Origin of the sequence: Pedobacter sp. PF22-3 (assembly GCF_026239555.1) — a bacterium.
Classification (GTDB): Bacteria; Bacteroidota; Bacteroidia; order Sphingobacteriales; family Sphingobacteriaceae; genus Pedobacter.
In genome coordinates, this window is sequence record NZ_JAPIVP010000004.1 from 334154 (window position 1) to 360055 (window position 25902).

The window sequence follows — 25902 nt, forward strand, 5'->3', positions numbered from 1 at the left end:
GTAAATTTATTTCAGCATCCTTTCTGCTATATAGATCCTGAAACAAGTTCAGGATGACGATTCGGCGAATTGACTTCTTTATTTCGCAAAGGCTACAGAACGGGTTTCCCTGATCACGGTAACCTTAATCTGTCCCGGATAAGTCATTTCGGTTTGGATACGGGTCGAAATATCAGCAGCTAAAAGCTCAGCCTGCGCATCAGTAATGCGTTCGCTTTCTACAATTACACGTAATTCTCTACCAGCCTGAATAGCGAAAGTTTTTTCTACACCTGGGTAAGATAAAGCCAGTTCTTCTAAATCTTTCAAACGTTTAATATAACTTTCCACCACTTCACGACGAGCACCAGGGCGAGCGCCAGAAATGGCATCACAAGCCTGTACAATTGGAGAGATCATCGAAGTCATCTCAATTTCATCGTGGTGGGCACCAATGGCATTACAAATTTCAGGATGTTCTTTATATTTTTCGGCCAGCTGCATACCCAAAATAGCGTGTGGCAATTCTGGATTATCATCAGGTACTTTACCGATATCGTGTAATAAACCTGCACGTTTAGCCATTTTAGCGTTTAAGCCCAGTTCTGCAGCCATAGTAGCACAGAAATTGGCTACTTCACGTGAGTGATGTAACAGGTTTTGTCCGTATGATGAACGGTAACGCATACGACCAACCATACGGATCAACTCAGGATGCAAACCATGGATACCTAAATCAATTACCGTGCGCTCTCCAATTTCTACAATCTCATCTTCGATCTGTTTTTTGGTTTTGGCTACAATTTCTTCAATACGCGCCGGGTGGATACGACCATCCGTTACCAAACGGTGTAAAGCCAAACGGGCTATTTCTCTTCTTACCGGGTCGAAACCTGATAAAATAATGGCTTCTGGTGTATCATCTACAATAATCTCAATACCGGTTGCCGCTTCTAAAGCGCGGATATTTCTACCTTCCCTACCAATAACGCGACCTTTAATCTCATCACTTTCAATATGGAAAATAGAGACAGAATTTTCAATTGCAGCCTCTGTAGCGGTACGCTGAATGGTTTGAATTACTACTTTTTTAGCTTCTTTACTTGCCGTTAATTTGGCTTCATCTACAATATCCTTCACCTGCATCATAGCCTGTGTACGGGCTTCCTGTTTCAGATTTTCTACCAATTGTTCTTTGGCTTCTTCAGCAGAAAGGCCAGCAATGGTTTCCAATTGCTTTAGATGTTGATTTTTAAGCAGTTCTACTTCTTCCTGCTTTTTAATAGCAAGTTCGGTTTGTTTTTCGAGGTTGCTTTTGTGCTTATCGAGTTCCTGCTCTTTTTTATTAAAGTTTTCCATGCGTTGATTTACCGATTGCTCTTTCTGCTTAATGGTATTTTCGCGCTGGTTAATGGTATTGTTTCTGGCACTAACTTCTTGTTCGTGCTCGGCTTTTAACTGTAAAAATTTCTCTTTTGCTTCTAAAAGTTTATTCTTTTTTAAAATTTCTGCATTGTTTTCTGCATCTTTTAAAATCTTTTTCACCTTATTCTGTGCGGCAATTTCCTGCTGTTTAAGCAAGTTACGCAGGAGAAATCTTCCTATTACTACTCCAATAGCTATACCCGCTATTACGGCAAATACATATCCTAATATTTCAACTATTTCCATTTTGTTTTTTATGTAAAAAAAAACCGCAACTAATTTTTAAAGTCTCATACATTTTAAACCTCAACTAAGCATAATTAGGGTTTAAGCCATTTTCAGGTGCCAAAGCAGATGAAATACGCCCTCTTAACCCTATAGATATTGAAGTGTTAAGTTTTATAAAATTTGAAACTCAAAAACTAGCTACGGCTATGTTTTTATGCTAAATATGGGCATCGCCTAAGCGCTGAAATAATTCAACGTTACGAATGCCGAAAGAACGAACCTTATTTTGAAAAGAAATTACTGAGTAAAACATCCAATTCTTCAACTTTATCGGCAACAGCAGTATCCTGGTTTTGTACTTTATTTTCTGTTCTTAATACGGCCGTTGCATAATGCAATACAGCCATAGAAAGAAGGTCTTGCTTATCTCTAACCGCATAATTATCCTGATAATCTTTTATGCGCTCATTGATCATTTTCGCTGCCCGTCTCACAATTTCTTCCTCTTCCATATTCACCTTTAGCGGATAAATACGGTCGGAAATGGTTATTTTAATCGAGATTTCTCCCATTTGTTAGCTTAGTTTCTGATTTCCTTGCATCACTATTTTTTCAATAATGCAATACTCTTATCAATCTCCCGCACAAAATCGTTAATTTTTTGTTTAATGTCAAGCGATTTTTCACTTGCCCCCTCTATACGCTTAGCCAATTTTGTAACCCTTAATTTTTCATCAAGTTCTACATTCTTACCTTTCGCTGTATCGAGCGCTACCTTTAACGATTGATTTTCAAGCTTTAATAAATCATTTTCTTCCTGTAGCGTATTACATAAGGCCAGTACCTGGGCCGTTTTTTGTAATACTTTATCTAATTGATCTGCAACAGAAGCCATGAATTTATTTCTAAAAATACGAATTTATATTTTATTTCCTAATTTCTGCACCAGCTTGTGCCGTTAAATTCGCGATTAATTTCTGCATGGTATGCTCAATCTGCTTATCTGTCAAGGTTTGTTCCTCATCCTGCAAAATAAAATTCAAAGCATACGATTTTTTTCCCTCTGGCAATTTATCACCAACATATACATCGAACACACCAACTTCCTTGATCAGCTTTTTATCAGTTTTAAAAGCAATGCCCTTCAAAGTATCGAAAGTTACATTTTGATCTATCAATAAAGAAAGATCGCGGCGAACCTGCGGATATTTAGCAACATCTTTGTGCACGATTTTATTTTTCCTTACAATATCCAACATAACAGCCCAATTAAAATCAGCATAAAATACTTCAGCATTTACATCAGCCACTTTACGATCGGCCTTTGAAACAGCACCAAAACTTACAAGGGCTTTGTCTCCACGGAAATATTTAATTCCGTAAGCAAAGTTTTCGTCGTTCAAAACTTCAGATTGATAACTTGCAATACCTAAACGCGATATAATGGCATCAACCGCTGATTTTAAATTATAAAAAGTTGCTGATTTGGCATTGTGGTTCCATTGCTCACTTTGTTTAGCGCCAGAAATCAATAATAATAACCTTGGGCGCTCAACATATTGCTCATTAATTAAATGATAGGTTTTACCAAACTCGTAAAACTTCACATCTGCATTTTTACGGTTCTGGTTGTAAGCTACACTTTCTAAAGCCGGCATCAATAAATTCTGGCGCATTACATTTAAATCGCTGCTTAATGGATTTAAAATAAATACGGCTTCGTCTAAATTTTTCGAATAGGCCGATTTGGTTAAAGAATTGCACATAATCTCTGCATAACCATTAGCGGCAAGCATATCTGCAATTACGTTATGTGTATTTTCCTTTTCAGGCTTAATGCTGTAAGAAAGTGATGCATTTACCTTTGAAGGAATTTCGATATTGTTATAACCGTAAATACGCAATACCTCTTCAGTAATATCGCATTCGCGGGTTACATCCACTTTAAATGATGGCACCCTTAAAGCTAAGGTATCATCAGAAGTATTGGTTGCCGAAATGCCTAAAGCGGTAATAATGTGTTTAATTTCGGCGGAAGGAATATTTGCGCCAATTAATTTATTGATATTGGTATAACTTACTTCAAACTCAAACGGCTTGATGTGGCTTGGATAAATATCAGCAACTGAAGAAGAAATTTCACCACCAGCTAATTCTTTAATCAACAGGGCAGCATATTTTAATGCTGTTACCGTAATCTCCGGATCGGTACCACGCTCGTAACGGAAAGAGGCATCGGTTTTTAAACCATGTCTTTTTGAAGTTTTACGAACAGAAACTGAATTGAAATAAGCGCTTTCCAGGAAAACATTTTGCGTATTGGCATCAACACCAGAAGATTTTCCACCAAAAACCCCTGCTATACACATTGGCGCTTCAGCATTACAGATCATTAAATCATCTGCACTTAGCTTCCGCTCTACATCATCAAGGGTCACAAAAGGTGTTCCTTCGGCAACTTTTTTTACGATTACTTTTCCACCCGTAATTTTATCGGCATCGAAAGCATGTAAAGGTTGCCCTAAACCATGAAGCACATAATTGGTGATATCAACAATGTTATTGATCGGACGTAAACCGATCACCTTTAATTTATCTTTTAACCACTCTGGCGATTCTTTTACGGTAACGCCCGAGATGGTAATGCTACTATATCGTGGGCAAGCTTCCAAATCTTCTACTTCTACAGGGATAACCAGGTTTTCGTTGTCCGTTTTGAATGCAGAAAGATCGGGCATTTCGTATTCACTCCTGAAATAAGCAGCTAAATCTCTCGCCACGCCTAAATGTGAAGCCGCATCGGCACGGTTGGGTGTTAATCCGATTTCGAAAACAAAATCATCTTCCATTTTGAAATGATCTTTCGCACGGATCCCAACTTCTGTATCCTCAGCAAGGATCATAATTCCATCATGCGATTTGCCTAAACCAATTTCATCTTCGGCACAGATCATTCCCTGCGAAAGTTCACCCCTTATTTTTGATTCTTTTATCTTAAAAGGTTCTCCATCTAAAGGGTATACCGTTGTACCCACTACAGCCACTACAACTTTTTGGCCAGCCCCTACATTTGGTGCACCGCAAACAATCTGAAGATTTTCTTTTCCGCCAACATTTACTGTTGTAATCCGTAAACGGTCGGCGTTGGGATGTTGAACACAGGTTAATACTTCGCCGATAACCAAGCCCTCTAAACCGCCCAGAACAGGCTGCACTTGTTCTACACTTTCTACTTCCAAACCAACATTGGTAAGGATTAAAGAAAGCTCCTGAGGGGTTTTATCAATTTGTACGAATTGTTTTAACCAGTTATATGATATTTTCATCTATTGAGATTTGAGATTCGAGACCTTAGATTTGAGACTCATGAGCGCTAAAATCCTGGTTCAAGAATTATAAAACGCAAAGATATTATTTAAAGGTCAAAGGAGAAAGTTAAATTATTTAGATTTGAGATTCCAGACATGAGATTAGAGACTTACGAAAGCTAAAAACTCCAGTTCAAACACACCGTATAAATGACTAATTGCGAATATTCAGATTGGATAGAATGACCGCACATGCCCCTGCTCCTATTACCAGCATAATCACTGAAGCAATAACCAATTTAAGTCCTGGCTTAACAGGTTGATTTTTAGCTGCTTTTACAATAATTTGAATGATACCAATTGTAAATAACAATCCGACAATTACCCAGTATACAATAAAAAGTTCCATGATTTATTTTGAAATTAACTGTTGGCGAGTAATACTGCACAGGCACCAAAACCGATTACCACCATAATTACCGAAATAATAAGCAATTTTAGGCCGGGCTTTACCGGTTCGTTCCTGGATGATTTAATAATAATCTGAATAATCCCCACAACAAAAAGTACGATTGCAGTAAGGCAATAGATCACAAATAAGCCAAATAAACCCATATTAGTTCATATTTAATTTTTCCCTGATCAGATCTATTTTATTGTCTCGGTAAAAAATATTCATGGTTTCGAAAGGCACCATTTTATATTTATCGCTTACAATGTGTACACATGATTTTTTAACTGCACGCACATCAAAGTCCAGCGGATCCATAAAATTCATGATAATGATCCGAAATAAATTATCGTAACTTAAACTATCTGATTTTACCCTGGGCAGGCAGCACATCAATTCTCCAAAAGTATCTTCTGCACAATCAACAGAAACACCTGTACTAAACAGATTGAGCATATGTTCTTTCAATTTTTCATCATGTTCGAAAACGATTGTATTTTTTGAATTGTTGAGCAAATCTTCAGGATTGATCAGATGCGTCATCGGAATCACCTCGTCACCGATTTTTAAAGCATAGGCCATACATAATGCATCGGGATTGCATGGCACAGGAATTAAATCTTGCGGCGTAAAAGTTGGGTATTGCTCATAAATCTTTCTGCGCACTTCGGTTAAGGTAATTCTTCCCTGCTGATCGTTATAATCATCATTTCTTCCGGCAACCTGGGTAGGCTGGAAAGTAACACCACGAACACATTTCTGTTTAAGCGCATAGTCTAAAATATCGCCAATCTCATGATCATTCAACCCATTTTGCAAGGTTACCACCAAAGTAGTAGATACATTAAACTGATTTAAATGATCGATAGCCTTTCTTCGCACTTCGGTAAGATCTTCGCCTCTTAGCTTTGTTAATACTTCAGCGCTGAAGCTATCAAACTGCAGGTAGATTTCAAAATCAGGCATGTAAGTTGCCAATTTTTCCACAAAATTAATATCCTTGGCAATCCTGATACCATTGGTATTCACCATTAAGTGTTTAATGGGTTTAGTTTTGGCAAGGTCTAAAATTTTAAAAAATTCAGGATGCACAGTTGGTTCCCCGCCTGAGAGCTGTACCACATCGGGCTCACCTTCGTTGGCCACAACAACATCCATCATGCGCTCTATTTCTGCCAAAGTTCTGTGCCTGCCGTAACTAGGTGACGACATAGCATAACAGGTTGGACAGGCCAGGTTGCAACGATCAGTAACCTCTATTACCGTTAAACAAGAATGCTGTTCGTGATCGGTACACAAGCCACAATCATAAGGACAACCGTAATGCACTTTGGTATTAAACTTAAGGGGCATTTCCGATTGTTTATTGTAATTCCTGATCTGTTTGTAATATTCAACATCATCGGCAATCATCACTTTACTATCACCGTGTGTTCTGCAGTTTTTCAACATAAACACTTTAGCATCCTGAAAAACAATCTTCGCATCGCAAAGCTGCAAACACTCCGGACAAAGACTTTTGGTATAATCGTAGTATATATAATCTCTGGTATTGGCCATAATGTTTACTGCTTATTTAAAATCTGTTTCGAAATTCTGATGATGAATCTATAATAATAAATAAAAATAAACAATGCAGACCAATGAATACTGCTTAAATTTAAAAATAATGACTGGTAAGGCTTAATAAATTCGATTAAGAAGCGAAATAGAAAATACAAAACCATAAATAGCTTAAACTGATCGCCGTTAATTAGCTCCTTATGTTTTAAGCTATTGAAAAAGAAAATCAAAAGCATGAGATAAATCATTTCGTAGAGCATGATGGGATGCCGAAGTACACCATCGCCCAGATCCATGCCCATAAAAAAATGCGTAGGGACACCATAGGTGGGCTCGTCGATCCCCATTGAGAAGCAGCCGATGCGGCCTATAATCAATGCTACTAAAATCGGGATAACATAAACATCTCCGGAGGCAATATTTACGCCTATTATCTTTTTAATCAATTCGACACCAAATAAGCCACCAAGCAAACCGCCGACAATGGTTTTACTTTGATAAAGAACCGAAAAACTAAGATGATGGAGCACCTGAGGTGTTTCGAGTACCGCGATTACCCGCGAACCGATCAGGGCGCCAAGCATAGCCCCCAACATGATCCAAAGCCTGTTTTCGTCTGATATCGGATCTACAATTCCCTTTTTATAATAGTAATATAACCTTACACCAATTATAAAGGCCAGGGTTTCGAAAATATAATGATAATGGTATTGATGACCAAGAAGCTCGAATTGAAAAGGAAATGGCGATACGGATTTTAACAGCATTGATTAAAAGAATAACCGGCAAAAAACAGGTAAATGATCAGAATAATACCTTTTATCTTTGCTATCTGTTAATACGGCAAACTTTTGCACTTTAAAGCCTTTATTTACAAAAATATAATCAATCCGGTCTTTTAGGTCGCTGTCGAAGTGAAAACCATTAAAAGTACCAGAGGGCCCGTATGGAGGTTCTATAGAAATATCTTTCGCATCGATAAGGAAAGATTTGATGGTAGTAATGGCCTCTGTTTCTGGCGTCACATTTAAATCACCGGTAAAAACAACTGGCAAATTTGGCGCTATCTGCTGTATCTTTTGCTTTAAAAGTTTAGCTGATTCAATTCTCGCTTTTACCCCAACATGATCGTAATGGGTATTAAAAACAATAAATTCTTTTTTATTTAGCTTATCATAAAGCTTTACCCAGCTACACACACGGTTAAGCGCAGCATCCCATCCTTTTGAAGGTACGTCAGGCGTTTCTGATAACCAGAATGTTCCGCCATCTTTTTTAGTGAAACGGTCTTTATCGAAATAAACAGCTGAAAACTCTCCTTTTCTTTTACCATCATCGCGTCCAACGCCTACCACATCAAAATTAGATTTTTCGAGCAGGGCGTCAAATTGTTCTGGTAAGGCTTCCTGCACGCAAAGAATATCGGCATCGTGAAATTTGACCAAAGCTTTTACATTGTCTTTTCGGTTTGGCCAGGCATTAACGCCGTCTGATGCTACATTCAAGCGGATGTTATAGGTGATGATATTAATGGGAACAGCCTGTTTTTGAGCGAAAGCTGCAATGGTTAATAAAAGAAAAAGAGGAATGATTTTTAAAGTACGCATAAATATAATTTAACTATTTTAATTCATACTGGTTGGCCAGTAACGCTTAATTTTAAGCCGCTATTATACTAATTTAATGCTAATTGTACTTTAACATCGAAATATCTTTTAAATTAAATCTTCATCTCTGTAACTATAATAGCGGTTGTTGGCAAAAATCAGATGATCAACCACGTATAGACTGAGCAAATTACCTGAAGCAACCATATCCCTGGTCAATTTATCGTCGCTTTCGCTAGGCTTTAAATTTCCTGAAGGATGATTATGCGCCAATACAATATTTGCGGCATTGTTTTCTAAAGCCGTTTTAAAAATAATTTTCGGGTCGGCTACCGTACCCGCCTGCCCGCCTTTACTGATCAAAAATTTTCCTATTACCCGGTTAGACCTGTTTAGCAGTAATATCCAGAATTCCTCGTGGTTGAGATTAGCAAAGGTTTGATGTAAATATTTATACACATCTTTAGAAGTATTTACATGCGTAATCACCTCTTCTGTAGTTTCCTTTCGTCGTAAGCCAAGCTCTAAAGCAGCGATAATGGTTAAGGCTTTGGCTTCTCCGATCCCTTTAAACCTCGAAAGTTCCACAATGGAAGCTTTACCAAGTTTTGTTAAATTGTTATCGTAAAAAGATAAAATCCTTTTACTTAAATCTACAGCGGTTTCATTTTTGTTACCCGAGCCAATTAAAATGGCAATCAGTTCGGCATCCGTTAAATGTCTTCTGCCGTGTAATAAAAGTTTTTCACGCGGGCGATCTTCTTCAGCCCATAACTTTATACCTAGCTTCTGTTCGTAGTTTTCCATTTTTTAAGATAAAAAAAGGCATCCTAACTTATCGTTGGGATGCCTTCCTAATATCGTAAAAAAAATGGCTTATTTTAAACCGTTAACGAATTTCGTTAATTTTGATTTGTTGTTTGCCGCTTTGTTTTTGTGGATGATGTTCTTTTTAGCTAAACGATCTAACATAGAGATTACTTTAGGCAATAAATCTGATGCAGATTTTTTATCTTCTGCAGCACGTAATCTTTTAATAAAGGTACGCGTAGTTTTTGCCTGATATCTGTTACGTAAACGTTTTGTTGCGTTTGCTCTAATTCTTTTTAATGAAGATTTATGATTTGCCATTTCTATTTAGCCTTTTATTTTTCTATTCGTTTCCTATAATTCGGGTTGCAAATATAGGATTAATGTTTTTAAATTACAAAACACTTTTAACTTTTTTTTCATTAAAACTTAACCCAGTTTTCGAGCAGTAAAAATAAGTTAAAATTATTCATTAATAATACTTTAACATAATTGAATAAAAATTCCTTTCCATGGAGAAAACAGGCTTAAAAATACTATTTTTGGGCAAAACGATTTTGAGTGAAAAAAAGAATAGCCATCTTTGCATCAGGTTCTGGCTCTAATGCCCAAAAGCTGATGGAGCATTTTAAGCGAAGTAATGAAATAGAAATATCTTTGGTATTGACCAACAATGCCGATGCATATGTATTACAGAGAGCCGATAATTTCGAAATTCCCACTCATATTTTCGATCGAAATGAATTCTATCAGACCGATGAGGTAGTAGATCTGCTCAAAAATCTTGAAATTGATTTTATTGTACTGGCTGGCTTCCTTTGGCTGATTCCTAAAAACCTGATCCACGCTTATCCAGGCAGAATTGTAAATATCCACCCGGCAATCCTTCCAAAATTTGGCGGAAAGGGCATGTATGGCGACCATGTACATCAGGCGGTGATGGCTGCCGGCGAAGCCGAAGGCGGAATAACCATTCATTATGTGAACGAAAATTATGATGAAGGTGAATACATTTACCAGGCCCGCTACAGGATAGACAAAAACGATAACCTGGAAATGGTAAAATTTAAGGGACAGCAGCTTGAACACCAGCATTATCCACGCATAGTAGAAAGCCTGGTCAAGAAAATCAGCAAATAGCTTCTTAAGTTAAAACATTCTTGTTGTAAGGTTGGAATAAAAGCCTGCCATGCATGTTGCTGATTTATATATCTATAAATACCCAACAGAAACACTTATGCCTAATTTTGGGCAGCCTCCTCATTTCATATCATTCTTGTATTTACTGGTAATCAGAATTTTAATTTGCAACTAAAATCAGCTGGCAACAGTTGCTTTTTTGCTGGTCACTTTAAAATCCGATTTGCTTGCCATTTGCATTGAAAGCAAATCACACTTTTCTTTAAATTAAATCCTATAGCTTCATCTTCAATACAATCTGGATAAGCATGGTCGGTTTGATCCTGTTTTTTAAACAGGCACAGACATCGGCTAATGCACCAATTTAATCAGTTTGCCCAATCAATTAAAACTAAACACAGCCACTTTAATGTTTAGCGCTTTTATATAAAACATTAACGAATGTAGACTCAATCATCCCGTATATCAATTCTCCCTTGTATCGGTGTTACTTTTTAAGGAAGTTTAATGTGGTTAAGCAATAACGCGTGCTTGCTTTTCCAAATCACCAACAAAATAGGCTGCTTTAATATATCTTTTGTAGACGTACAAATAATAGTTATAAAAGCCAATTAGCAAAAGCCCAAACGCCAGGGTAAGGTGGCGAGTTAATTAAGTTAAATTTTCATTATGAAAACAAAAAAAAGCTTATTCGAAAAAAAAATTGAGTTAAAAGATTGCCAAATAAACGGTGGCAAACTTGGCATTAGCAACCAAACTTCTGTAGCAGAAACAGGAACAAGAGAAAACCCTGACACCTGCACAGATATCGGTTTTGACCAACCTGGTTCTGGCTCACCAATTGGTTACGACCCCATTTTTACAGACAAATAATACCGTGTTATCTTAACTTTTAGAAATTTTCATGCTTAAATGTTAATGAATTAAGTGAGGATAATAAAGTATGCCAAAGCTTTCACCATTACATTTAAGGTTTCATTTTTTTAAAGTTGTTGAACGAATTATAAAGTGTAAAATTTAATCAGAAAAACATGAAAAACAGCAACAAATTGTTCGAGAAACAAATCGAGCTAAAGAATAGTCAAATCAGTGGTGGTCGTGCGTCGGCTGAGACTTACCAAAATGTAAACCATACTTATACAAATGATCAGGGCTGTACGGTGACACATTCTCAAGTAGTGACAGATAAGAAGCAATTAGTTGAAGAATGCTTTTTCACAAATTGTCCGTAATAGCTATCCCTCAAACCATGATTTAATTTACAGAACATGAAAAACAGCAAAAAATTATTGGAAAAGAAAATAGCGCTAAACAGCTGTCAGGTTAACGGTGGCCGTGCTATGGGAAGTACAGCACTGTGCACCAAATATACCTATGGCGATCATTGTGCTGATAAAACCACAACAATGTACAATGATCAGGGCGAAACAATCGGTTATCCGGCATCTTCCTCTTGGCAAACTTAATTAACCAGCTCCATTAACCATCGGGCATATAAGCTCGATGGTTTTATTAAACCTAGCGTTAATTTTGAAATCAGACTAACCTGATTATCGGCAATCACTAATTTGTGGGGTGTAGACTAGTACAACTTAAGCTTGTTTTTTCGTCATTGCGCAGCTAAAAAATAACATCTATATAAGTGGCCTAACAGGCTAAATATAAAATTATAACCTCGGGTAACGTGATATTAATATTCTCCATTAACAACGATTATTCTACCAGTGCTGTAATTAGCTGGCTTATCAAGCTCAATAAGCCCTTTATCCGAATCAATGAAGATAGCTTGGTGGATCTGCTGTGGCTTACCTCTTTGGATTTTGCAATCACTGTAAACGGGAAAACAATTTTAGGTAGCCAGATTACCAAAATGTGGTACCGCAGAGGCGGATTGGATCTCTTTGGTAAATTTAAGAACGATTTGGTTAAAAATTATCTGCGCACTGAGCACACCGCACTGATTGAATATTTTTATCATAGGTTAGATAAAATACCGTCAATCAATAAATTCAAAAACAGCGACATCAATAAGTTATATTTAATGGATCTGTGTCAACAACACGGCATTTTAGCGCCTCAATACCTGGTAACAGGTTGCAAAAAGGCACTCCATAATTTTTTCGAGCAAGAAAAGTGTATTATTTCTAAACCCATTAGCACGCCGTTTTCTTTGCAGGATGATGAGGGTTTCTCGCACATGGCCTATACCTCAATGGTTAAGCGCGAAGATATTGATGCACTTCCGGAGCAATTTGTACCCACTTTTTTTCAGCGCGCCATTGCGAAAGCTTATGAGATTAGGGCTTTTTACCTCAATGGTAAATTTTATGCCATGGCCATATTCTCTCAGAACAATAGTAAGACGAATGTAGATTTCAGGAATTATGATCGAGATAAACCAAATAGGGTTGCGCCTTACACTTTCGAAAAAACATATGAACAAAAGCTAAAAAAAATGCTTGATGCATACGGACTGAACTGTGCATCGTTTGATGTGATTTACGCAAGCGATGACGCTAAATATTATTTTTTAGACTTAAACCCGGTTGGTCAATTTGGGATGGTATCTGCCCCTTGTAACTACAATTTAGAGAAAGAAATTGCAATGGCACTTTAAGTTTTATTCAATCTGATTTGGATGGTACTGACCAAACCTCGATTCGAAAAAAGGGCAATCCAAAAACTTTATTTAAACAATGAAAAAGTTAGAATGCACCTCCACTTATTTTAAACCACATCGATAAAAACAATGAAAAAAATAAAAGATCTGATAGCTACCGGAGAAGCACCATTGCATATAAAATCATTGATAAAAAAGCCTAAACCCACATACCTGGTTAAAACAAGAGTATCTAAAATCTACCATACTAATAGCTTACAGCTCGATCTATATTTTAAATCTCCTATATGACTAAATCATACCTCAGAAATCAGCTTTGCGTACCAGTAAGTGGCTATAATAGATCTATTATTTACGATTTGGGGCGTAAAGACTATTATTTTATTTCCAATGCACATTACGATATTTTAAAAACCGATGGCCTTATTAATTTTGATATGATTCCCGATCTATCTGAGCGCAGCGAACTCATAAATTACCTTTTAAATTTAGAGATCATTTTTGAGGTAGCATCTGCTCAGGAAGAGAAAAGATTTCCGAAAATATCGAAGGCATTACATCAGGTTAACGAGCTCACGCACGCTGTAGTACATGTGAATACGAGCAACAATTTTATTGGTTTTATAAGTCAGACCCCACTTCAAAACCTAAGCATAATTTCACCCCGGTTGGATAATGACGTGATCAAAATGATGAAGTCGTTTGCCCATTTGGAAATCGACAGCATCTACCTTTATATCGAAATGTTTGATGCAGAAAGCTTTGACCAATATGAGCGGGAATTTGCCAGACAGACTGCCCTATTTTCAGTTAACTTTTTTGGTTTAGACAGCGCACAAACCAAACTGAAAGATAACATATATTATAATTTTTTCACTGAAAGTTTTGCAGATTACCAGCGGCTGCTAACCATAGACAAGTTATTCGTTAATCAGGATTTTTTCCTGGAGGCTTATAACAAACACACTTATTACAATGGCAAAATCTATATAGACCAAAGTGGCAATATTAAAAATGGACTTAATAACATCAAAAGTTTTGGCAACATTAATTTAATGGGTTATGATGAATTTCATCAAATCATCAATAGTAAACTATTTTTAACCCTTGGCAACATCAATAAGGAAGATACCCTGGTTTGCCGAAACTGCGAATTCAGATACATGTGTACTGATGTACGGGTACCTGAAAAGGAAGCAAAATACTGGTTTCATCGTTCTGAATGCGCATATAATCCTTATATCTCCAAATGGAACAATGAAGAAGGTTATCTTACGCTAAAAGAATCCGGCATAAATGTTTCTGCATCAGGCAGCATAATCGATAGGGATAAATTATCCGAAACCTTTAATAAAATCTGGACAGCATAAAATGAAAAAATTCCCCTTTTATAAACAACCAGATGAAAAAGACTGTGGCCCTACCTGCTTACGCATTATAGCTAAACACTACAATAAAAGTATTCCGCTTCAGCACTTAAGAACACTTACAGAAACAACCAGAGAAGGTAGTGGCTTACAGGGGCTCAGCAATGCGGCAGAAAGTTTAGGTTTTAGAACTTTAGGGGTTAAAATAGATTTTAAAACCCTGGTTGCAGATGCCCCTCTACCTTGCCTGATACATTGGAACAAAAACCATTATGTAGTAGTGTATAAAATTGATAAAGCCGAAAAAGTTTATATATCAGATCCTGGTTATGGTTTAATCACTTACGCAAAAGAAGAATTTATTAAATATTGGATTGGCGAAAATGCGAATGAAGAAACAGAAGAAGGTATTGCGCTAATATTAGAAACAAGCCCGTCATTCTATCAGGATGACTTTGATGAGGAAGAAAAGAAAACAAGTTTTGCTTTTCTATCCCGCTATTTATTAAAATACAAATCGCTCGTCATTCAGCTTGCCTTGGGCTTACTTGCCGGAAGTTTGCTATCGTTAATTTTTCCTTTTCTTACCCAGAGTGTAGTAGATGTAGGGATACAAAATCAGGATATCAATTTTATTTATCTGGTTTTACTGGCACAGGTAATGCTCTTTATGGGTAAAATGGGTATTGATATTATTCGCAGCTGGATTTTGCTGCATCTTTCGACCCGGATAAACATCTCTATCGTTTCCGATTTTTTCATCAAATTAATGAAACTTCCAATCAGTTACTTTGATACGAGAATGACGGGAGATATTATGCAACGCATTAACGATCACCATAGAATTGAGCAATTGCTGACAAGTTCTTCGTTAAATACACTGTTCTCTATGGTTAACCTGATCATTTTTAGCATTGTATTGCTGATGTATGATTACCGGCTGTTTGCGGTTTATTTAATTGGAGCCATCCTTTACGTGGCGTGGATTACCTTCTTCCTTAAAAAAAGAAAAGAACTAGACTACAAAATGTTCTCCCAGGTTTCGCAAGAGCAGAGCACCGTAATCGAGCTTATTAATGGCATGCAGGAAATCAAAATGCACAATGCGGAGAAACAAAAAAGATGGGGGTGGGAATTTTTACAGGTAAAGTTGTTTAAAATCAGAATAAAGGCACTTTCCTTAGAACAATGGCAATCTGTTGGCGGTGGCTTTATCAACCAGATTAAAGATATTTTAGTCAGTTTTCTTTCCGCAAAACTGGTACTCGATGGGAATCTTACATTAGGAATGATGCTTTCTGTGCAGTATATTATTGGCCAGTTAAATAGTCCATTGTTACAATTGATAGATTTTATCAAACAAACTCAGGATGCCAAAATATCTTTGGAAAGACTTGGCGAAATTCATGATAAAAAGGACGAAGAAAGTATTGATGGACAATATATAACCGAAATCCCACAAAAAGATATTGCGCTAAATCATGTATCTTTTAGATATGTTGGCTCAGATACATTCGTCTTTCAAGATTTGAACCTGGTTATCCCCTATCAAAAAACCACTGCAATTGTTGGTGCCAGCGGCAGTGGAAAAACTACGTTATTAAAACTGCTTACCAAATTCTACGAACCCGAAAAAGGTGATGTTCAGATTGGCGGCACTGATCTCAAAAGTATATCACCCAGCCATTGGCGAAAACATTGCGGTGTAGTGATGCAGGAAAGCTACGTATTTAACGATACCATTGCCAACAATATTGCTATTGGCGAAGATATTATAGATAAACAAAAGCTGAGAAAAGCGGTGGAAATTGCAAACGTTCAAGGTTTTATTGAAGATTTACCCTTAAGCTACAATACTAAAATAGGCAACGAGGGCATTGGCATGAGCGGGGGCCAAAAACAAAGACTGTTTATTGCCCGAGCAGTCTACAAAACCCCGGATTATATCTTCTTTGATGAAGCTACAAGTGCTTTAGATGCAAACAATGAAAAAATCATTATCGAAAATTTAGCGCAGTTTTTTAAGGGAAAAACTGCAGTTGTTATTGCACATCGGTTATCGACTGTGAAACATGCCGATAAGATTATAGTACTGGATAAAGGAATTGTGGTAGAGGAAGGCAACCATAACCAATTGGTAGCAAAAAAAGGTGAATACTATAGATTAATTAAAAATCAGCTCGAACTTGGAAACTAAAAAAGATAAATTAGATGAGATACAGCTCCGTTCTGAAGCTGTTCAGGATGTATTATCAAATCCCCCGCATTGGATGTTCCGCTGGGGCAATGCCGTTATTTTGGGTATTCTGTTCATGATTTTGCTCATGAGTTACTTTATCAAATATCCGGAATTTGTACCTGCTACAATTATAGTAACTTCACAAAACCCACCAGAAAAGCTAGAAGCAAGAATAGATTCTAAACTGGAAAAAATCTTGATAAAAGATCATCAGCAGGTTCATAAAAACCAGGTTTTGATGATATTACAGTCGACAGCAAACTACGAGGATGTTTTGCAACTCATCAACATCATTGATTCAACAGCTCCGGCCCAAATGGCTTCTTTCCCGGTAAATAAGGTATCAACATTTAAATTGGGTGAGCTGCAGAGCGATTATAATAATTTCGCAAAGGCATTTCAGGACGAGAAATTATTTGCATCACTTAAGCCCTACGCACCAGAAAACAAAGCCACTGAACAAAACATCACCGCCAATAGAAGTAGAGAACTTGCGCTAAAAAACCAAAAAAAACTGGAGTTGGCCAAATTTGAGCTGGTTAAGAAAAATTATCAGCGAACGGTACAGCTCGTTAATCAAAAAGTAATCTCGACCGCCGAATTTGAAAATGAAAAAATTAAATTTATACAAGCCGAACAAAGCATACAAAACATAGAAATTTCCCTTTCGCAAACCCAAGAAGCCATTGCAAACCTTAATAAAACAAAAAGTGGGATAAATATTAATCATGAGAAAGACAAAAGTAATTTTGCTTTGCAAACCTTACAGTTGTTTGAACAATTAAAAAAATCGTTAAGGCAATGGCAGCAAAATTATTTAATCATGTCAGCAACAGACGGTATAGCCAGTTTCCAGCAGTTTTGGGGTGAAAATCAATTTTTAAAACGGGGTGATGCCATATTAACCATACTTCCTGATGATAAAAAGGCACTAATTGGCCGGTTACTTGTTCCCGCAATTAATTCAGGAAAAATAGCCCGCGGCGAAAAGGTACTGATCAAACTGGATAATTATCGTTTTCAGGAATACGGCATTTTAGAAGGCAGTGTACAAAATATTTCCTTCACCCCAGATGAAAAGGGAAACTACTATGTAGATGTTAGTTTACCAAAAGGATTAACCACCTCGTATAACAAAACCCTCACTTTTGATAAAGAATTAAAAGGTAATGCAGAAATTGTAACGCAGGATTTAAGGTTAATTGAACGGTTTTTATACCAAATCAGAAAGTTATTGGGATACCAAAGTTAGCGTAGAAATTTTGATCTGATTAAAAGAAAAAGCATCATCTGGTCAATTCGGATTTAACTTTGCAGTGAAACAGCTATTCATTCAATAAAATACCTTCGTAAAAAAGGTAAAAAGAAGTTATTTATTATGCAGTGAGCCTGGCTTCAATAACCTTTAGCAAAACCGAAACAGCTGTCGCAAACCTTATTCTTTTTTTGCCCATCTAACATAATAAAAAAGCCATACGATTTTACTACCTTTGCGGCTCAAAATTTTCAGTAGAATGAGTCAATCCATTAAAATCAAAAACGCTTTAATCTCAGTATATTATAAAGATGGTTTGGAGCCATTGGTAAAATTGTTGGCCGCACAAGGGGTACAATTATTTTCTACAGGTGGAACAGAACAATTCATCAAAGATTTAAACCTTCCTGTTACGGCGGTTGAAGATTTAACTGGTTATCCATCTATTTTAGGCGGACGTGTTAAAACCTTACATCCAAAAGTATTTGGCGGAATTTTAAACCGAAGGGCATTAGCTGGCGACCAAGAGCAGATTGCTGAATATGAAATTCCTGAAATTGACCTGGTTATTGTTGACTTATATCCATTTGAAGAAACCGTAAAAGCTGGCGGAACACCAGAAGAAATTATCGAGAAAATAGACATCGGTGGTATTTCCCTAATCCGTGCTGCTGCAAAAAACTTCAACGATGTGGTGATTATCGCATCTAAGAACGACTACCCTACTTTAGAAGCCCAATTGGCAGCACAAAATGGCGAAACTACTTTAGCACAGCGCAAAGCATTTGCTAAAAAAGCATTCCATACTTCTTCTCATTACGATACTGCCATTTTCAATTATTTCAATACTGAAGAGCCGCTTGATGTTTTTAAACAAAGTGTAACAGAGGCCAAAACTTTACGTTATGGCGAAAATCCTCATCAAGGCGGCTTATTTTATGGCGATTTAGATGCCATGTTCACCAAACTGAACGGCAAAGAGCTTTCTTACAATAACTTGGTTGATGTAGATGCAGCCGTTGCTTTAATCGACGAATTTGAAGACCCAACTTTTGCAATCTTAAAACACACCAATGCTTGTGGCATTGCTTCACGCCCAACAGTTAAACAAGCATGGATTGATGCTTTAGCTTGTGATCCGGTTTCGGCTTTCGGTGGTGTACTGATTACCAATGTGGAAGTTGACCTTGAAACAGCAGAAGAAATCAATAACCTGTTTTTTGAGGTGTTGATTGCGCCTTCTTACCAGGCAGAAGCAGTAGAGCTGTTCAGCAAAAAGAAAAACCGCGTTATTTTACAGCGCAACGAGGTTGAACTGAGCAAAAAACAATTTAAAACATTATTAAACGGTGTAATTGAGCAGGATAAAGATTTAATTATCGAAGGTCCGGAGCAAATGACAACCGTTACAGATAAAGCACCTACCGAACAAGAATTAAAAGATTTGTTCTTTGCCAACAAAATTGTAAAACACACTAAATCAAACACCATTGTTTTGGTTAAGGACGATGTTTTGATTGCAAGCGGTGTTGGCCAGACCTCACGTGTTGATGCCTTAAGACAAGCAATTGAAAAAGCGGCTTCTTTCGGTTTCAGCGTAAAAGGTGCTGCAATGGCTTCTGATGCTTTCTTTCCTTTTCCAGACTGTGTGGAAATTGCTGCCGACGCAGGAATTACTGCTGTACTTCAACCAGGTGGATCAATCAAGGATGCCGATTCTGTTGCAAAAGCTAATGAAAAAGGTATTGCCATGGTAACCACAGGGGTAAGACACTTTAAACACTAATTAAGCTTAAAGCTGGCAGACTAAAGCTTAAAGCGAAAATAAGCTTAAAGCCGAAAAAGTAAAGCATATTGCAAATCGCTTTAGTCTTTCAGCTTTGGACTTTTACCTTTGTTATTTTAGCTTTTATTTTTCAGAACATTTTAATTGTCTTAAAAACAATTTAATAACTGAAGAAAATAAAACTTAAAACAATAAAAAAGCTATTTTTACATTAGGAATAGTATAGATTTGATCAAATAAAGAAAACATACCTTATACATGGGATTATTTAACTGGTTTACGCAAGAAGTTGCCATTGATTTAGGCACCGCGAATACCCTGATTATACATAACGACAAAGTAGTAGTAGATGAGCCATCTATTGTTGCTTTCGATCGTACTACAAATAAAGTTATTGCAATTGGCCGTCAGGCGATGCAAATGGAGGGTAAAACCCACGATAATATTAAAACTGTACGCCCATTAAAAGATGGTGTAATTGCCGATTTCAACGCTGCTGAAGCGATGATTAAAGGAATGATCCGGATGCTTAACGGTGGTAAAGGCTGGATGTTTCCTTCTTTGCGTATGGTAATCTGTATCCCATCTGGTATTACTGAAGTAGAAAAACGTGCGGTACGCGATTCTGCTGAAATTGCCGGCGCAAAAGAAGTTTACTTGATCCACGAACCAATGGCTGCTGCTGTAGGTATCGGGATTGATGTAGAAGAACCAATGGGTAACATGATTATTGATATAGGTGGCGGTACTACCGAAATTGCAGTTATTGCTTTATCAGGTATAGTTTGCGACCAATCTATCCGCGTTGCGGGAGATAACTTCGATTCTGATATCGTAAATTATATCCGCCGTCAACACAATATCATGATTGGCGACCGTACTGCTGAAAAAATTAAAATTGAAGTTGGTGCAGCATTACCTGAATTACAGGATGCTCCTGCTGATTTTGCCGTTCAAGGTCGCGATTTAATGACAGGTGTACCTAAACAGATCACTGTTTCTTATACCGAAATCGCACACTGTTTAGATAAATCCATCTCTAAAATTGAAGAAGCGATTTTAAAAGCTTTAGAGATTACCCCTCCGGAACTTTCGGCAGATATTTACCAAACAGGTATTTATTTAACCGGTGGTGGTGCATTATTAAGAGGTTTAGATAAACGTGTTGCAGCCAAAACGAAATTACCTGTTCACGTTGCAGAAGATCCGCTTCGTGCAGTAGTCCGTGGAACTGGCATCGCCCTTAAAAACATTGGCGGATATAAATTCTTAATGCAATAACATTTAGCTTGGAGTTTGGGGTTGTGAGTTTGGAGTTTTCCACTCAAACTCCAAACTTTTAACTCCCAACTCAATACTCGGATGCGTAACCTTTGGATTTTCATCAGCAGATACAACGCATTTTTCTTGTTTATCATTTTTTTTGTTGTTGGCATCTACCTGACGGTTAAAAACAATGCTTATCAGCGAAGTGTAACCTTGAACTCCAGCAATGAGGTTGTAGGCACTGCATATGAAAGGTTAAACATTTTTAAACGGTATTTAAACTTGGGCATGGTTAACGATAGTCTGGCAGCAGAAAACGCTAAACTTAAAAGCCAGTTACTGGGTTTAACTACTGTAGATACAGCTAAAGATGTTAAAGTAGTAGATACGGTTACTAATCAGCAATATACTTATCTGGCAGCCAAAGTGGTTAAAAACTCGGTTACTTTGCGCAATAACATCATGACGATCAATAAGGGAACTGTTGACGGTATTAAAAGTGGTATGGCTGTTATTGCCCCTCAACGCGGCGTGGTTGGTTTTATCCGCGATGTTTCTGCACATTTAGCCACCATCCAGTCGTTATTGCATAAAGATACGAAGATCAGTGTAACCTTGAAAAAGAACCATGCACTGGGATCACTGGTTTGGGGCGACGGAAATTTCGATATTAAAAAGGCATTTGTAAAAGAGGTACCCAACCACATTAAAATGTACGTTGGCGATACGGTTGTAACTTCTGGTTATGGCTCCTTTCCTGCCGGGGTTCTGGTTGGAAAAATTAGCAAGGCAAATGTGGCCACAAATGATAATTTTTTATCAGCAGAATTAAATTTGTTTACTGACTTTAGCACATTGCAGTATGTATATGTAGTTAAAGATAAAAAAGCTGATGAGCAAAAAGCTTTAGAAAGCATGGCTAAACCCAATGAATAGTAGAATCATAATTGTAAATGTGATCAGGTGGTTTTTACTACTTTTTGTGCAAATATTCCTGCTCAAGAATATGGGGTTTTACGACCTTTCCACACCTTTTATCTACGTGTTGTTTTTACTTTTGCTTCCATTCGGCATCCCAAATATCTTATTGTATTTACTGGCTTTTATAACCGGACTAACACTCGATGCTTTTTACGATACCATGGGCGTACATGCCACAGCTTGTGTTGTTCTGGCTTTTGTTAGGATTTCTTTTATCTCAATCAGTTTAAACCGCGACGCCATTGACGATCCCGAACCTTCGTTAAGTTATATGGGTTTTCAATGGTTTTCTCTTTATGCTTTCCTTTGTGTTGTTTCACATCACCTGGTGCTGTTCTTTTTAGAAACATTTAGGTTAACCGAAGTGGGTTATACCTTAATGAGATGCGGCTTAAGTTGTATCTTTACACTGCTTATTATTTTTTTGGTAGAGTTTATATTCTATAGAAGAACACCGCGCTAAATGGATCAGTTATTTAACCGAAAATATATCGTTCAAGGATTATTTATTGTAGTCGCCCTGATTTTATTGGGAAAGTTATTCTATATCCAAATTATCAGCGATAAAGCCTTTAGCTCTGCCGAAAGTAACGTACTCCGTAAAATTTATAAATATCCCGCCCGCGGTGCCATCCTCGATCGGAACATGAAGGTAATTGTACAGAACGAACCCGTTTACGATTTAATGGTTACCCCAAATGAAGTTAAACCATTCGATACGCTTGGATTGGCTAATGCTTTAGAAATTACCGTTGAAGATGTGCGTAAAAAACTAAAAAAAGCAAGGGCACAATCTTCTTATCAATCAACCTTTTTCGAGCGGCAGATTTCCGTACAAAGTTATGCGCGTTTACAGGAAATCATGTACCGTTTCCCGGGCTTCAGAACGCAGGACAGAACGATCAGGCATTATCCGGATAGTATTGCCGGGCAGCTTTTCGGTTATGTTAAGGAAGTGAGTCCTGATGATATTGAAAAATCGGAAGGTTATTATAAACCAGGCGACTTTATTGGAAAAAGTGGTCTGGAGCGTTCTTACGAAGACTTTTTAAGAGGAGAAAAAGGCGTAATCAATACTTTGTACGATGCCAAAAACATTGCACAGGGTAGTTATGCCAATGGAAAATATGACATCAACGCCGTATCGGGAGACCGTTTGATTTCTTCTTTAGACATCAGGATCCAACGCCTGGGCGAAGAATTGATGAAAAATAAAGTAGGTGCAATTGTGGCCATTGAGCCTTCTACCGGAGAAATTCTGGCATTTGTAAGTAGCCCAGGTTACGACCCTAACCAATTGGTGGGTAAAGATTGGGGGAAAAACTACATGAGTTTGATCGCGAACCCCTATCGTCCGCAGATTGTAAGACCTATTGCTGGTCAGTATTCTCCGGGTTCATCATTCAAGCCTGTTGATGCTTTGGTTGCCCTGCAAGATGGCGCCATCGATCCAAATACTACATTTTTCTGTCCGGGTTATTATATGGCCGGGAATCATAAGGTAAAATGCGAGCACGTTGATGGCACCATTAATATGCAGCGAGGTATCGCCCGCTCTTGCAACACCTATTTCTGTCATGTTTTTCAGAGCATCATCACTAAAAATGGCATGAAAAACCAACGTCAAACCTACTCGAAATGGCACGAGCAGATTTCCAAATGGGGTTTTGGCCAGAAATTGGGCATCGATATGCCTTTCGAAAAAAAGGGTATCTTTTATCAGGCTGATCATTACGATAAAATTTACGGCAAACGCTGGGGATATACCACTGTAATTTCACAGGCCATTGGCCAAGGAGAGATTACCTCTACCCCATTACAAATGGCCAACGTGATGGCGGCAATTGCTAACCGTGGTTACTATTTAAAGCCCCACTTAATTAAAGGTATTGGCGATAAAAACGTAGTGAAAAAGGAATATGTAGTTAAAAACTATGTGGGTGTAGATGAGAAATATTTTCCTACTGTAATTGATGGAATGCGAGATGCAGTGAACAGCCCCTGGGGAACAGCAAAAGAATCTCAGATACCCAATATTGTGATGTGTGGTAAAACCGGAACGGTACAAAACCCACATGGCAAAAACCACTCGGTTTTTATCGGTTTTGCACCAATGGACAACCCTAAAATTGCCATTGCAGTAATTGTAGAAAACGGCGGTTTTGGCGGATCGTATGCTGCACCGATATCAAGTTTTATTGTTGAAAAATATTTAACTGATAGCATTAAGCCACGTTCGAATGGTTATACGGTAAAAGCGTTCTCCGAAACCAATCTTTTACCAGCTTTAATTGATAAGACCAAAAAAGTTACACCCACCAAATTAGACAGTTTAAAACTAAAAAAGGCCGATTCGCTCAAAAAAGTTAAAGACAGCTTAAAAATAAAACCGGCTATATTAAAACAAACAGTTGCTACCAAGCTAAAAGTAAGTCAACCCAGTACAAACCATAAACCTGTAACCAATAAGTAATGATTCAACAACAGGGAAACCGTTTCTTTTTTAATGTAGATTGGATTACTGTTTTAATCTACATTGCCTTATGCGCTGTTGGTTTTATCAATGTTTATGCTTCTATCTACAATCCGGACAAAGCAACAGGTTTCGATTTTGCGAGTAGTTATGGCAAACAGTTAATTTATGTCATTACCGGTTTGATATTGGGGCTATCAATTTTATTGTTCGACGGTAGATTGTTTAATGTGTTTGCTCCATTTATTTATGGTGCTACCCTATTTTTGCTCGTTGTGGTACTGTTTGTGGGGAGAAATGTTGGCGGAAACCAAGCCTGGATCCCTATAGGCTCTTTTAGGCTTCAGCCTTCAGAGTTTGCCAAATTTGGTACGGCCTTGCTCCTGGCGAGGTACGTAAGCACATTTAATCCAAAATTCAGGGATATTAAATCAATCGTAATTGCCGGTTTAATTGTATTGGCACCGCTTTTATTGATTATGCTACAACCCGATACAGGCTCTGCATTGGTTTTCCTTGCCTTTATGTTCCCTTTATACCGGGAGGGCCTATCTGGTTATTTCCTGTTGATTTTTCTTGGAATGATTGTATTGTTTGTTGCCGATTTCCTGGTACCAACTTACATCCTGGTTCTCATCCTAACCACCATTGGGGGACTTTTTATCTACAACAATAGACGTAAACAGAAAATCATTATTTCTACCGTATTGGTCACCATCATTGCCATTGCATATTTATTTGTAGTTAAAATTGCCTACGAAAAGGTTTTGGCACCTCACCAGCGTAGCCGTATCGAGTTAATGTTAGGCCTTAAAGCTGATAACAAAGGTGCGGGTTATAACGTAATCCAATCGCAGATTGCCATTGGCTCGGGGCAGGTAACCGGCCGTGGTTTTTTACAAGGCACCCAAACTAAATATGGCTATGTACCCGCTCAAAGTACCGATTTTATATTTTCTACCATTGGTGAAGAATGGGGTTTTGTAGGCTGTTCAGTTGTAATTGGCTTGTATATATTTCTATTGCTCAGGTTGATCAATCTGGCAGAAAGGCAGCGATCTACTTTCTCAAGGGTTTACGGCTACAGCGTGGCCTGTATCCTCTTTTTTCACGTATTCATCAACATCGGCATGACCATTGGTATTATTCCAGTAATCGGGATTCCACTGCCTTTTATCAGCTATGGCGGTTCGTCGTTATGGAGTTTTACGATCCTGTTATTTATCTTTTTAAAACTGGATTCTAACCGGATGGGATTTATTTAAAGAGTCGGAAGTCCTGAGTCTTTAGTCTGAAGTCGATATTTCGAAGTTTAAACATTGTAAATTAGAAGATATCGATTGTTTTTTGGAAAGCAAAACCTGCAATCAAATTTTCGTTTGCTCCCGCTAAACGCTTTACTTC

General features: G+C 37.6%; 25 protein-coding genes. 14 read left to right on the forward strand and 11 right to left on the reverse strand.

Features of this window, described 5'->3' with window-relative positions; genetic code table 11:
- Positions 1-78: 78 nt before the first annotated feature.
- The 11 genes from rny to rpsT form a co-directional block, all read right to left on the reverse strand.
- Positions 79-1650 carry a ribonuclease Y gene (rny, locus tag OQX63_RS08070; protein ID WP_265850373.1) on the reverse strand — a complete coding sequence of 524 codons (1572 nt, stop codon included), beginning with the start codon at positions 1648-1650 and terminating at the stop codon, positions 79-81.
- Positions 1651-1913: 263 nt separating this feature from the next.
- On the reverse strand, positions 1914-2204 hold the full coding sequence (locus OQX63_RS08075) for a cell division protein ZapA (RefSeq protein ID WP_029277272.1): 291 nt from the start codon (positions 2202-2204) through the stop codon (positions 1914-1916).
- Positions 2205-2236: 32 nt separating this feature from the next.
- On the reverse strand, positions 2237-2527 hold the full coding sequence (locus tag OQX63_RS08080) for a hypothetical protein (protein WP_205056582.1): 291 nt from the start codon (positions 2525-2527) through the stop codon (positions 2237-2239).
- Positions 2528-2558: 31 nt separating this feature from the next.
- Positions 2559-4958 carry a phenylalanine--tRNA ligase subunit beta gene (pheT, locus tag OQX63_RS08085; RefSeq protein ID WP_265850374.1) on the reverse strand — a complete coding sequence of 800 codons (2400 nt, stop codon included), beginning with the start codon at positions 4956-4958 and terminating at the stop codon, positions 2559-2561.
- A gap of 196 nt (positions 4959-5154) precedes the next feature.
- A complete protein-coding gene (locus OQX63_RS08090; RefSeq protein WP_265850375.1) occupies positions 5155-5349 on the reverse strand; it encodes a hypothetical protein in 195 nt (64 codons plus the stop codon).
- A 14-nt stretch (positions 5350-5363) separates the two neighbouring features.
- A complete protein-coding gene (locus OQX63_RS08095; RefSeq protein WP_265850376.1) occupies positions 5364-5555 on the reverse strand; it encodes a hypothetical protein in 192 nt (63 codons plus the stop codon).
- Between the two features lies 1 nt (position 5556).
- Positions 5557-6951, reverse strand: a complete 1395-nt coding sequence (locus OQX63_RS08100; RefSeq protein ID WP_265850377.1) for a radical SAM protein — start codon at positions 6949-6951, stop codon at positions 5557-5559.
- A gap of 5 nt (positions 6952-6956) precedes the next feature.
- Positions 6957-7721, reverse strand: coding sequence for a prolipoprotein diacylglyceryl transferase (locus OQX63_RS08105; RefSeq protein ID WP_265850378.1), 765 nt, complete (start codon positions 7719-7721; stop codon positions 6957-6959).
- Positions 7722-7724: 3 nt separating this feature from the next.
- Positions 7725-8561: an endonuclease/exonuclease/phosphatase family protein gene (locus OQX63_RS08110; protein WP_265850379.1), complete on the reverse strand. Its 837-nt coding sequence runs from the start codon at positions 8559-8561 to the stop codon at positions 7725-7727.
- A gap of 108 nt (positions 8562-8669) precedes the next feature.
- Positions 8670-9368, reverse strand: a complete 699-nt coding sequence (gene radC, locus OQX63_RS08115; RefSeq protein ID WP_265850380.1) for a RadC family protein — start codon at positions 9366-9368, stop codon at positions 8670-8672.
- A 69-nt stretch (positions 9369-9437) separates the two neighbouring features.
- Positions 9438-9692 (reverse strand): 30S ribosomal protein S20, encoded by a 255-nt coding sequence (rpsT, locus tag OQX63_RS08120; RefSeq protein ID WP_029277289.1) that lies wholly within the window; start codon positions 9690-9692, stop codon positions 9438-9440.
- Between the two features lie 240 nt (positions 9693-9932).
- On the opposite strand from rpsT, the gene OQX63_RS08125 reads away from it, so the two are divergent.
- The 14 genes from OQX63_RS08125 (at position 9933) to rodA (ending at position 25763) form a co-directional block, all read left to right on the forward strand.
- Positions 9933-10511 (forward strand): phosphoribosylglycinamide formyltransferase, encoded by a 579-nt coding sequence (locus tag OQX63_RS08125; protein WP_265850381.1) that lies wholly within the window; start codon positions 9933-9935, stop codon positions 10509-10511.
- 669 nt (positions 10512-11180) lie between these two features.
- On the forward strand, positions 11181-11384 hold the full coding sequence (locus OQX63_RS08130) for a hypothetical protein (protein WP_265850382.1): 204 nt from the start codon (positions 11181-11183) through the stop codon (positions 11382-11384).
- Positions 11385-11542: 158 nt separating this feature from the next.
- The gene (locus OQX63_RS08135) at positions 11543-11743 is read left to right on the forward strand and encodes a hypothetical protein (protein WP_265850383.1); all 201 of its coding nucleotides are present in this window, start codon (positions 11543-11545) and stop codon (positions 11741-11743) included.
- A 36-nt stretch (positions 11744-11779) separates the two neighbouring features.
- Positions 11780-11977 carry a hypothetical protein gene (locus tag OQX63_RS08140; RefSeq protein ID WP_265850384.1) on the forward strand — a complete coding sequence of 66 codons (198 nt, stop codon included), beginning with the start codon at positions 11780-11782 and terminating at the stop codon, positions 11975-11977.
- Positions 11978-12195: 218 nt separating this feature from the next.
- Positions 12196-13128 (forward strand): grasp-with-spasm system ATP-grasp peptide maturase, encoded by a 933-nt coding sequence (gwsG, locus tag OQX63_RS08145; RefSeq protein ID WP_265850385.1) that lies wholly within the window; start codon positions 12196-12198, stop codon positions 13126-13128.
- 290 nt (positions 13129-13418) lie between these two features.
- Positions 13419-14501 (forward strand): hypothetical protein, encoded by a 1083-nt coding sequence (locus tag OQX63_RS08150; RefSeq protein ID WP_265850386.1) that lies wholly within the window; start codon positions 13419-13421, stop codon positions 14499-14501.
- A 1-nt stretch (position 14502) separates the two neighbouring features.
- Positions 14503-16695, forward strand: a complete 2193-nt coding sequence (locus tag OQX63_RS08155) for a peptidase domain-containing ABC transporter (protein WP_265850387.1) — start codon at positions 14503-14505, stop codon at positions 16693-16695.
- Positions 16685-17989: an HlyD family secretion protein gene (locus OQX63_RS08160; RefSeq protein ID WP_265850388.1), complete on the forward strand. Its 1305-nt coding sequence runs from the start codon at positions 16685-16687 to the stop codon at positions 17987-17989. Before OQX63_RS08155 ends, OQX63_RS08160 begins: the two co-directional genes overlap by 11 nt.
- Before the next feature lie 262 nt (positions 17990-18251).
- Entirely contained in the window at positions 18252-19778 is a 1527-nt protein-coding gene (purH, locus tag OQX63_RS08165; protein WP_265850389.1) for a bifunctional phosphoribosylaminoimidazolecarboxamide formyltransferase/IMP cyclohydrolase, read from the forward strand.
- Positions 19779-20036: 258 nt separating this feature from the next.
- A complete protein-coding gene (locus tag OQX63_RS08170) occupies positions 20037-21059 on the forward strand; it encodes a rod shape-determining protein (protein WP_010601761.1) in 1023 nt (340 codons plus the stop codon).
- An 81-nt stretch (positions 21060-21140) separates the two neighbouring features.
- Positions 21141-21980, forward strand: a complete 840-nt coding sequence (mreC, locus tag OQX63_RS08175) for a rod shape-determining protein MreC (RefSeq protein ID WP_265850390.1) — start codon at positions 21141-21143, stop codon at positions 21978-21980.
- Positions 21973-22488, forward strand: coding sequence for a rod shape-determining protein MreD (locus OQX63_RS08180; protein ID WP_265850391.1), 516 nt, complete (start codon positions 21973-21975; stop codon positions 22486-22488). Before mreC ends, OQX63_RS08180 begins: the two co-directional genes overlap by 8 nt.
- Positions 22489-24498, forward strand: coding sequence for a penicillin-binding protein 2 (gene mrdA / locus OQX63_RS08185; RefSeq protein WP_265850392.1), 2010 nt, complete (start codon positions 22489-22491; stop codon positions 24496-24498).
- The gene (gene rodA, locus OQX63_RS08190; protein ID WP_265850393.1) at positions 24498-25763 is read left to right on the forward strand and encodes a rod shape-determining protein RodA; all 1266 of its coding nucleotides are present in this window, start codon (positions 24498-24500) and stop codon (positions 25761-25763) included. The genes mrdA and rodA overlap by 1 nt, the downstream gene beginning before the upstream one ends.
- The last annotated feature ends 139 nt before the right edge of the window (positions 25764-25902 follow it).

What these genes read in the sequence shown, in the direction of transcription:
- rny (WP_265850373.1), bottom strand. Translation starts at nt 1,650, where the DNA reads ATGGAAATAGTTGAAATATTAGGATATGTATTTGCCGTAATAGCGGGT.
- OQX63_RS08075 (WP_029277272.1), bottom strand. Translation starts at nt 2,204, where the DNA reads ATGGGAGAAATCTCGATTAAAATAACCATTTCCGACCGTATTTATCCG.
- OQX63_RS08080 (WP_205056582.1), bottom strand. Translation starts at nt 2,527, where the DNA reads ATGGCTTCTGTTGCAGATCAATTAGATAAAGTATTACAAAAAACGGCC.
- pheT (WP_265850374.1), bottom strand. Translation starts at nt 4,958, where the DNA reads ATGAAAATATCATATAACTGGTTAAAACAATTCGTACAAATTGATAAA.
- OQX63_RS08090 (WP_265850375.1), bottom strand. Translation starts at nt 5,349, where the DNA reads ATGGAACTTTTTATTGTATACTGGGTAATTGTCGGATTGTTATTTACA.
- OQX63_RS08095 (WP_265850376.1), bottom strand. Translation starts at nt 5,555, where the DNA reads ATGGGTTTATTTGGCTTATTTGTGATCTATTGCCTTACTGCAATCGTA.
- OQX63_RS08100 (WP_265850377.1), bottom strand. Translation starts at nt 6,951, where the DNA reads ATGGCCAATACCAGAGATTATATATACTACGATTATACCAAAAGTCTT.
- OQX63_RS08105 (WP_265850378.1), bottom strand. Translation starts at nt 7,721, where the DNA reads ATGCTGTTAAAATCCGTATCGCCATTTCCTTTTCAATTCGAGCTTCTT.
- OQX63_RS08110 (WP_265850379.1), bottom strand. Translation starts at nt 8,561, where the DNA reads ATGCGTACTTTAAAAATCATTCCTCTTTTTCTTTTATTAACCATTGCA.
- radC (WP_265850380.1), bottom strand. Translation starts at nt 9,368, where the DNA reads ATGGAAAACTACGAACAGAAGCTAGGTATAAAGTTATGGGCTGAAGAA.
- rpsT (WP_029277289.1), bottom strand. Translation starts at nt 9,692, where the DNA reads ATGGCAAATCATAAATCTTCATTAAAAAGAATTAGAGCAAACGCAACA.
- OQX63_RS08130 (WP_265850382.1), top strand. Translation starts at nt 11,181, where the DNA reads ATGAAAACAAAAAAAAGCTTATTCGAAAAAAAAATTGAGTTAAAAGAT.
- OQX63_RS08135 (WP_265850383.1), top strand. Translation starts at nt 11,543, where the DNA reads ATGAAAAACAGCAACAAATTGTTCGAGAAACAAATCGAGCTAAAGAAT.
- OQX63_RS08140 (WP_265850384.1), top strand. Translation starts at nt 11,780, where the DNA reads ATGAAAAACAGCAAAAAATTATTGGAAAAGAAAATAGCGCTAAACAGC.
- OQX63_RS08150 (WP_265850386.1), top strand. Translation starts at nt 13,419, where the DNA reads ATGACTAAATCATACCTCAGAAATCAGCTTTGCGTACCAGTAAGTGGC.
- OQX63_RS08155 (WP_265850387.1), top strand. Translation starts at nt 14,503, where the DNA reads ATGAAAAAATTCCCCTTTTATAAACAACCAGATGAAAAAGACTGTGGC.
- purH (WP_265850389.1), top strand. Translation starts at nt 18,252, where the DNA reads ATGAGTCAATCCATTAAAATCAAAAACGCTTTAATCTCAGTATATTAT.
- OQX63_RS08170 (WP_010601761.1), top strand. Translation starts at nt 20,037, where the DNA reads ATGGGATTATTTAACTGGTTTACGCAAGAAGTTGCCATTGATTTAGGC.
- mreC (WP_265850390.1), top strand. Translation starts at nt 21,141, where the DNA reads ATGCGTAACCTTTGGATTTTCATCAGCAGATACAACGCATTTTTCTTG.
- OQX63_RS08180 (WP_265850391.1), top strand. Translation starts at nt 21,973, where the DNA reads ATGAATAGTAGAATCATAATTGTAAATGTGATCAGGTGGTTTTTACTA.
- mrdA (WP_265850392.1), top strand. Translation starts at nt 22,489, where the DNA reads ATGGATCAGTTATTTAACCGAAAATATATCGTTCAAGGATTATTTATT.
- rodA (WP_265850393.1), top strand. Translation starts at nt 24,498, where the DNA reads ATGATTCAACAACAGGGAAACCGTTTCTTTTTTAATGTAGATTGGATT.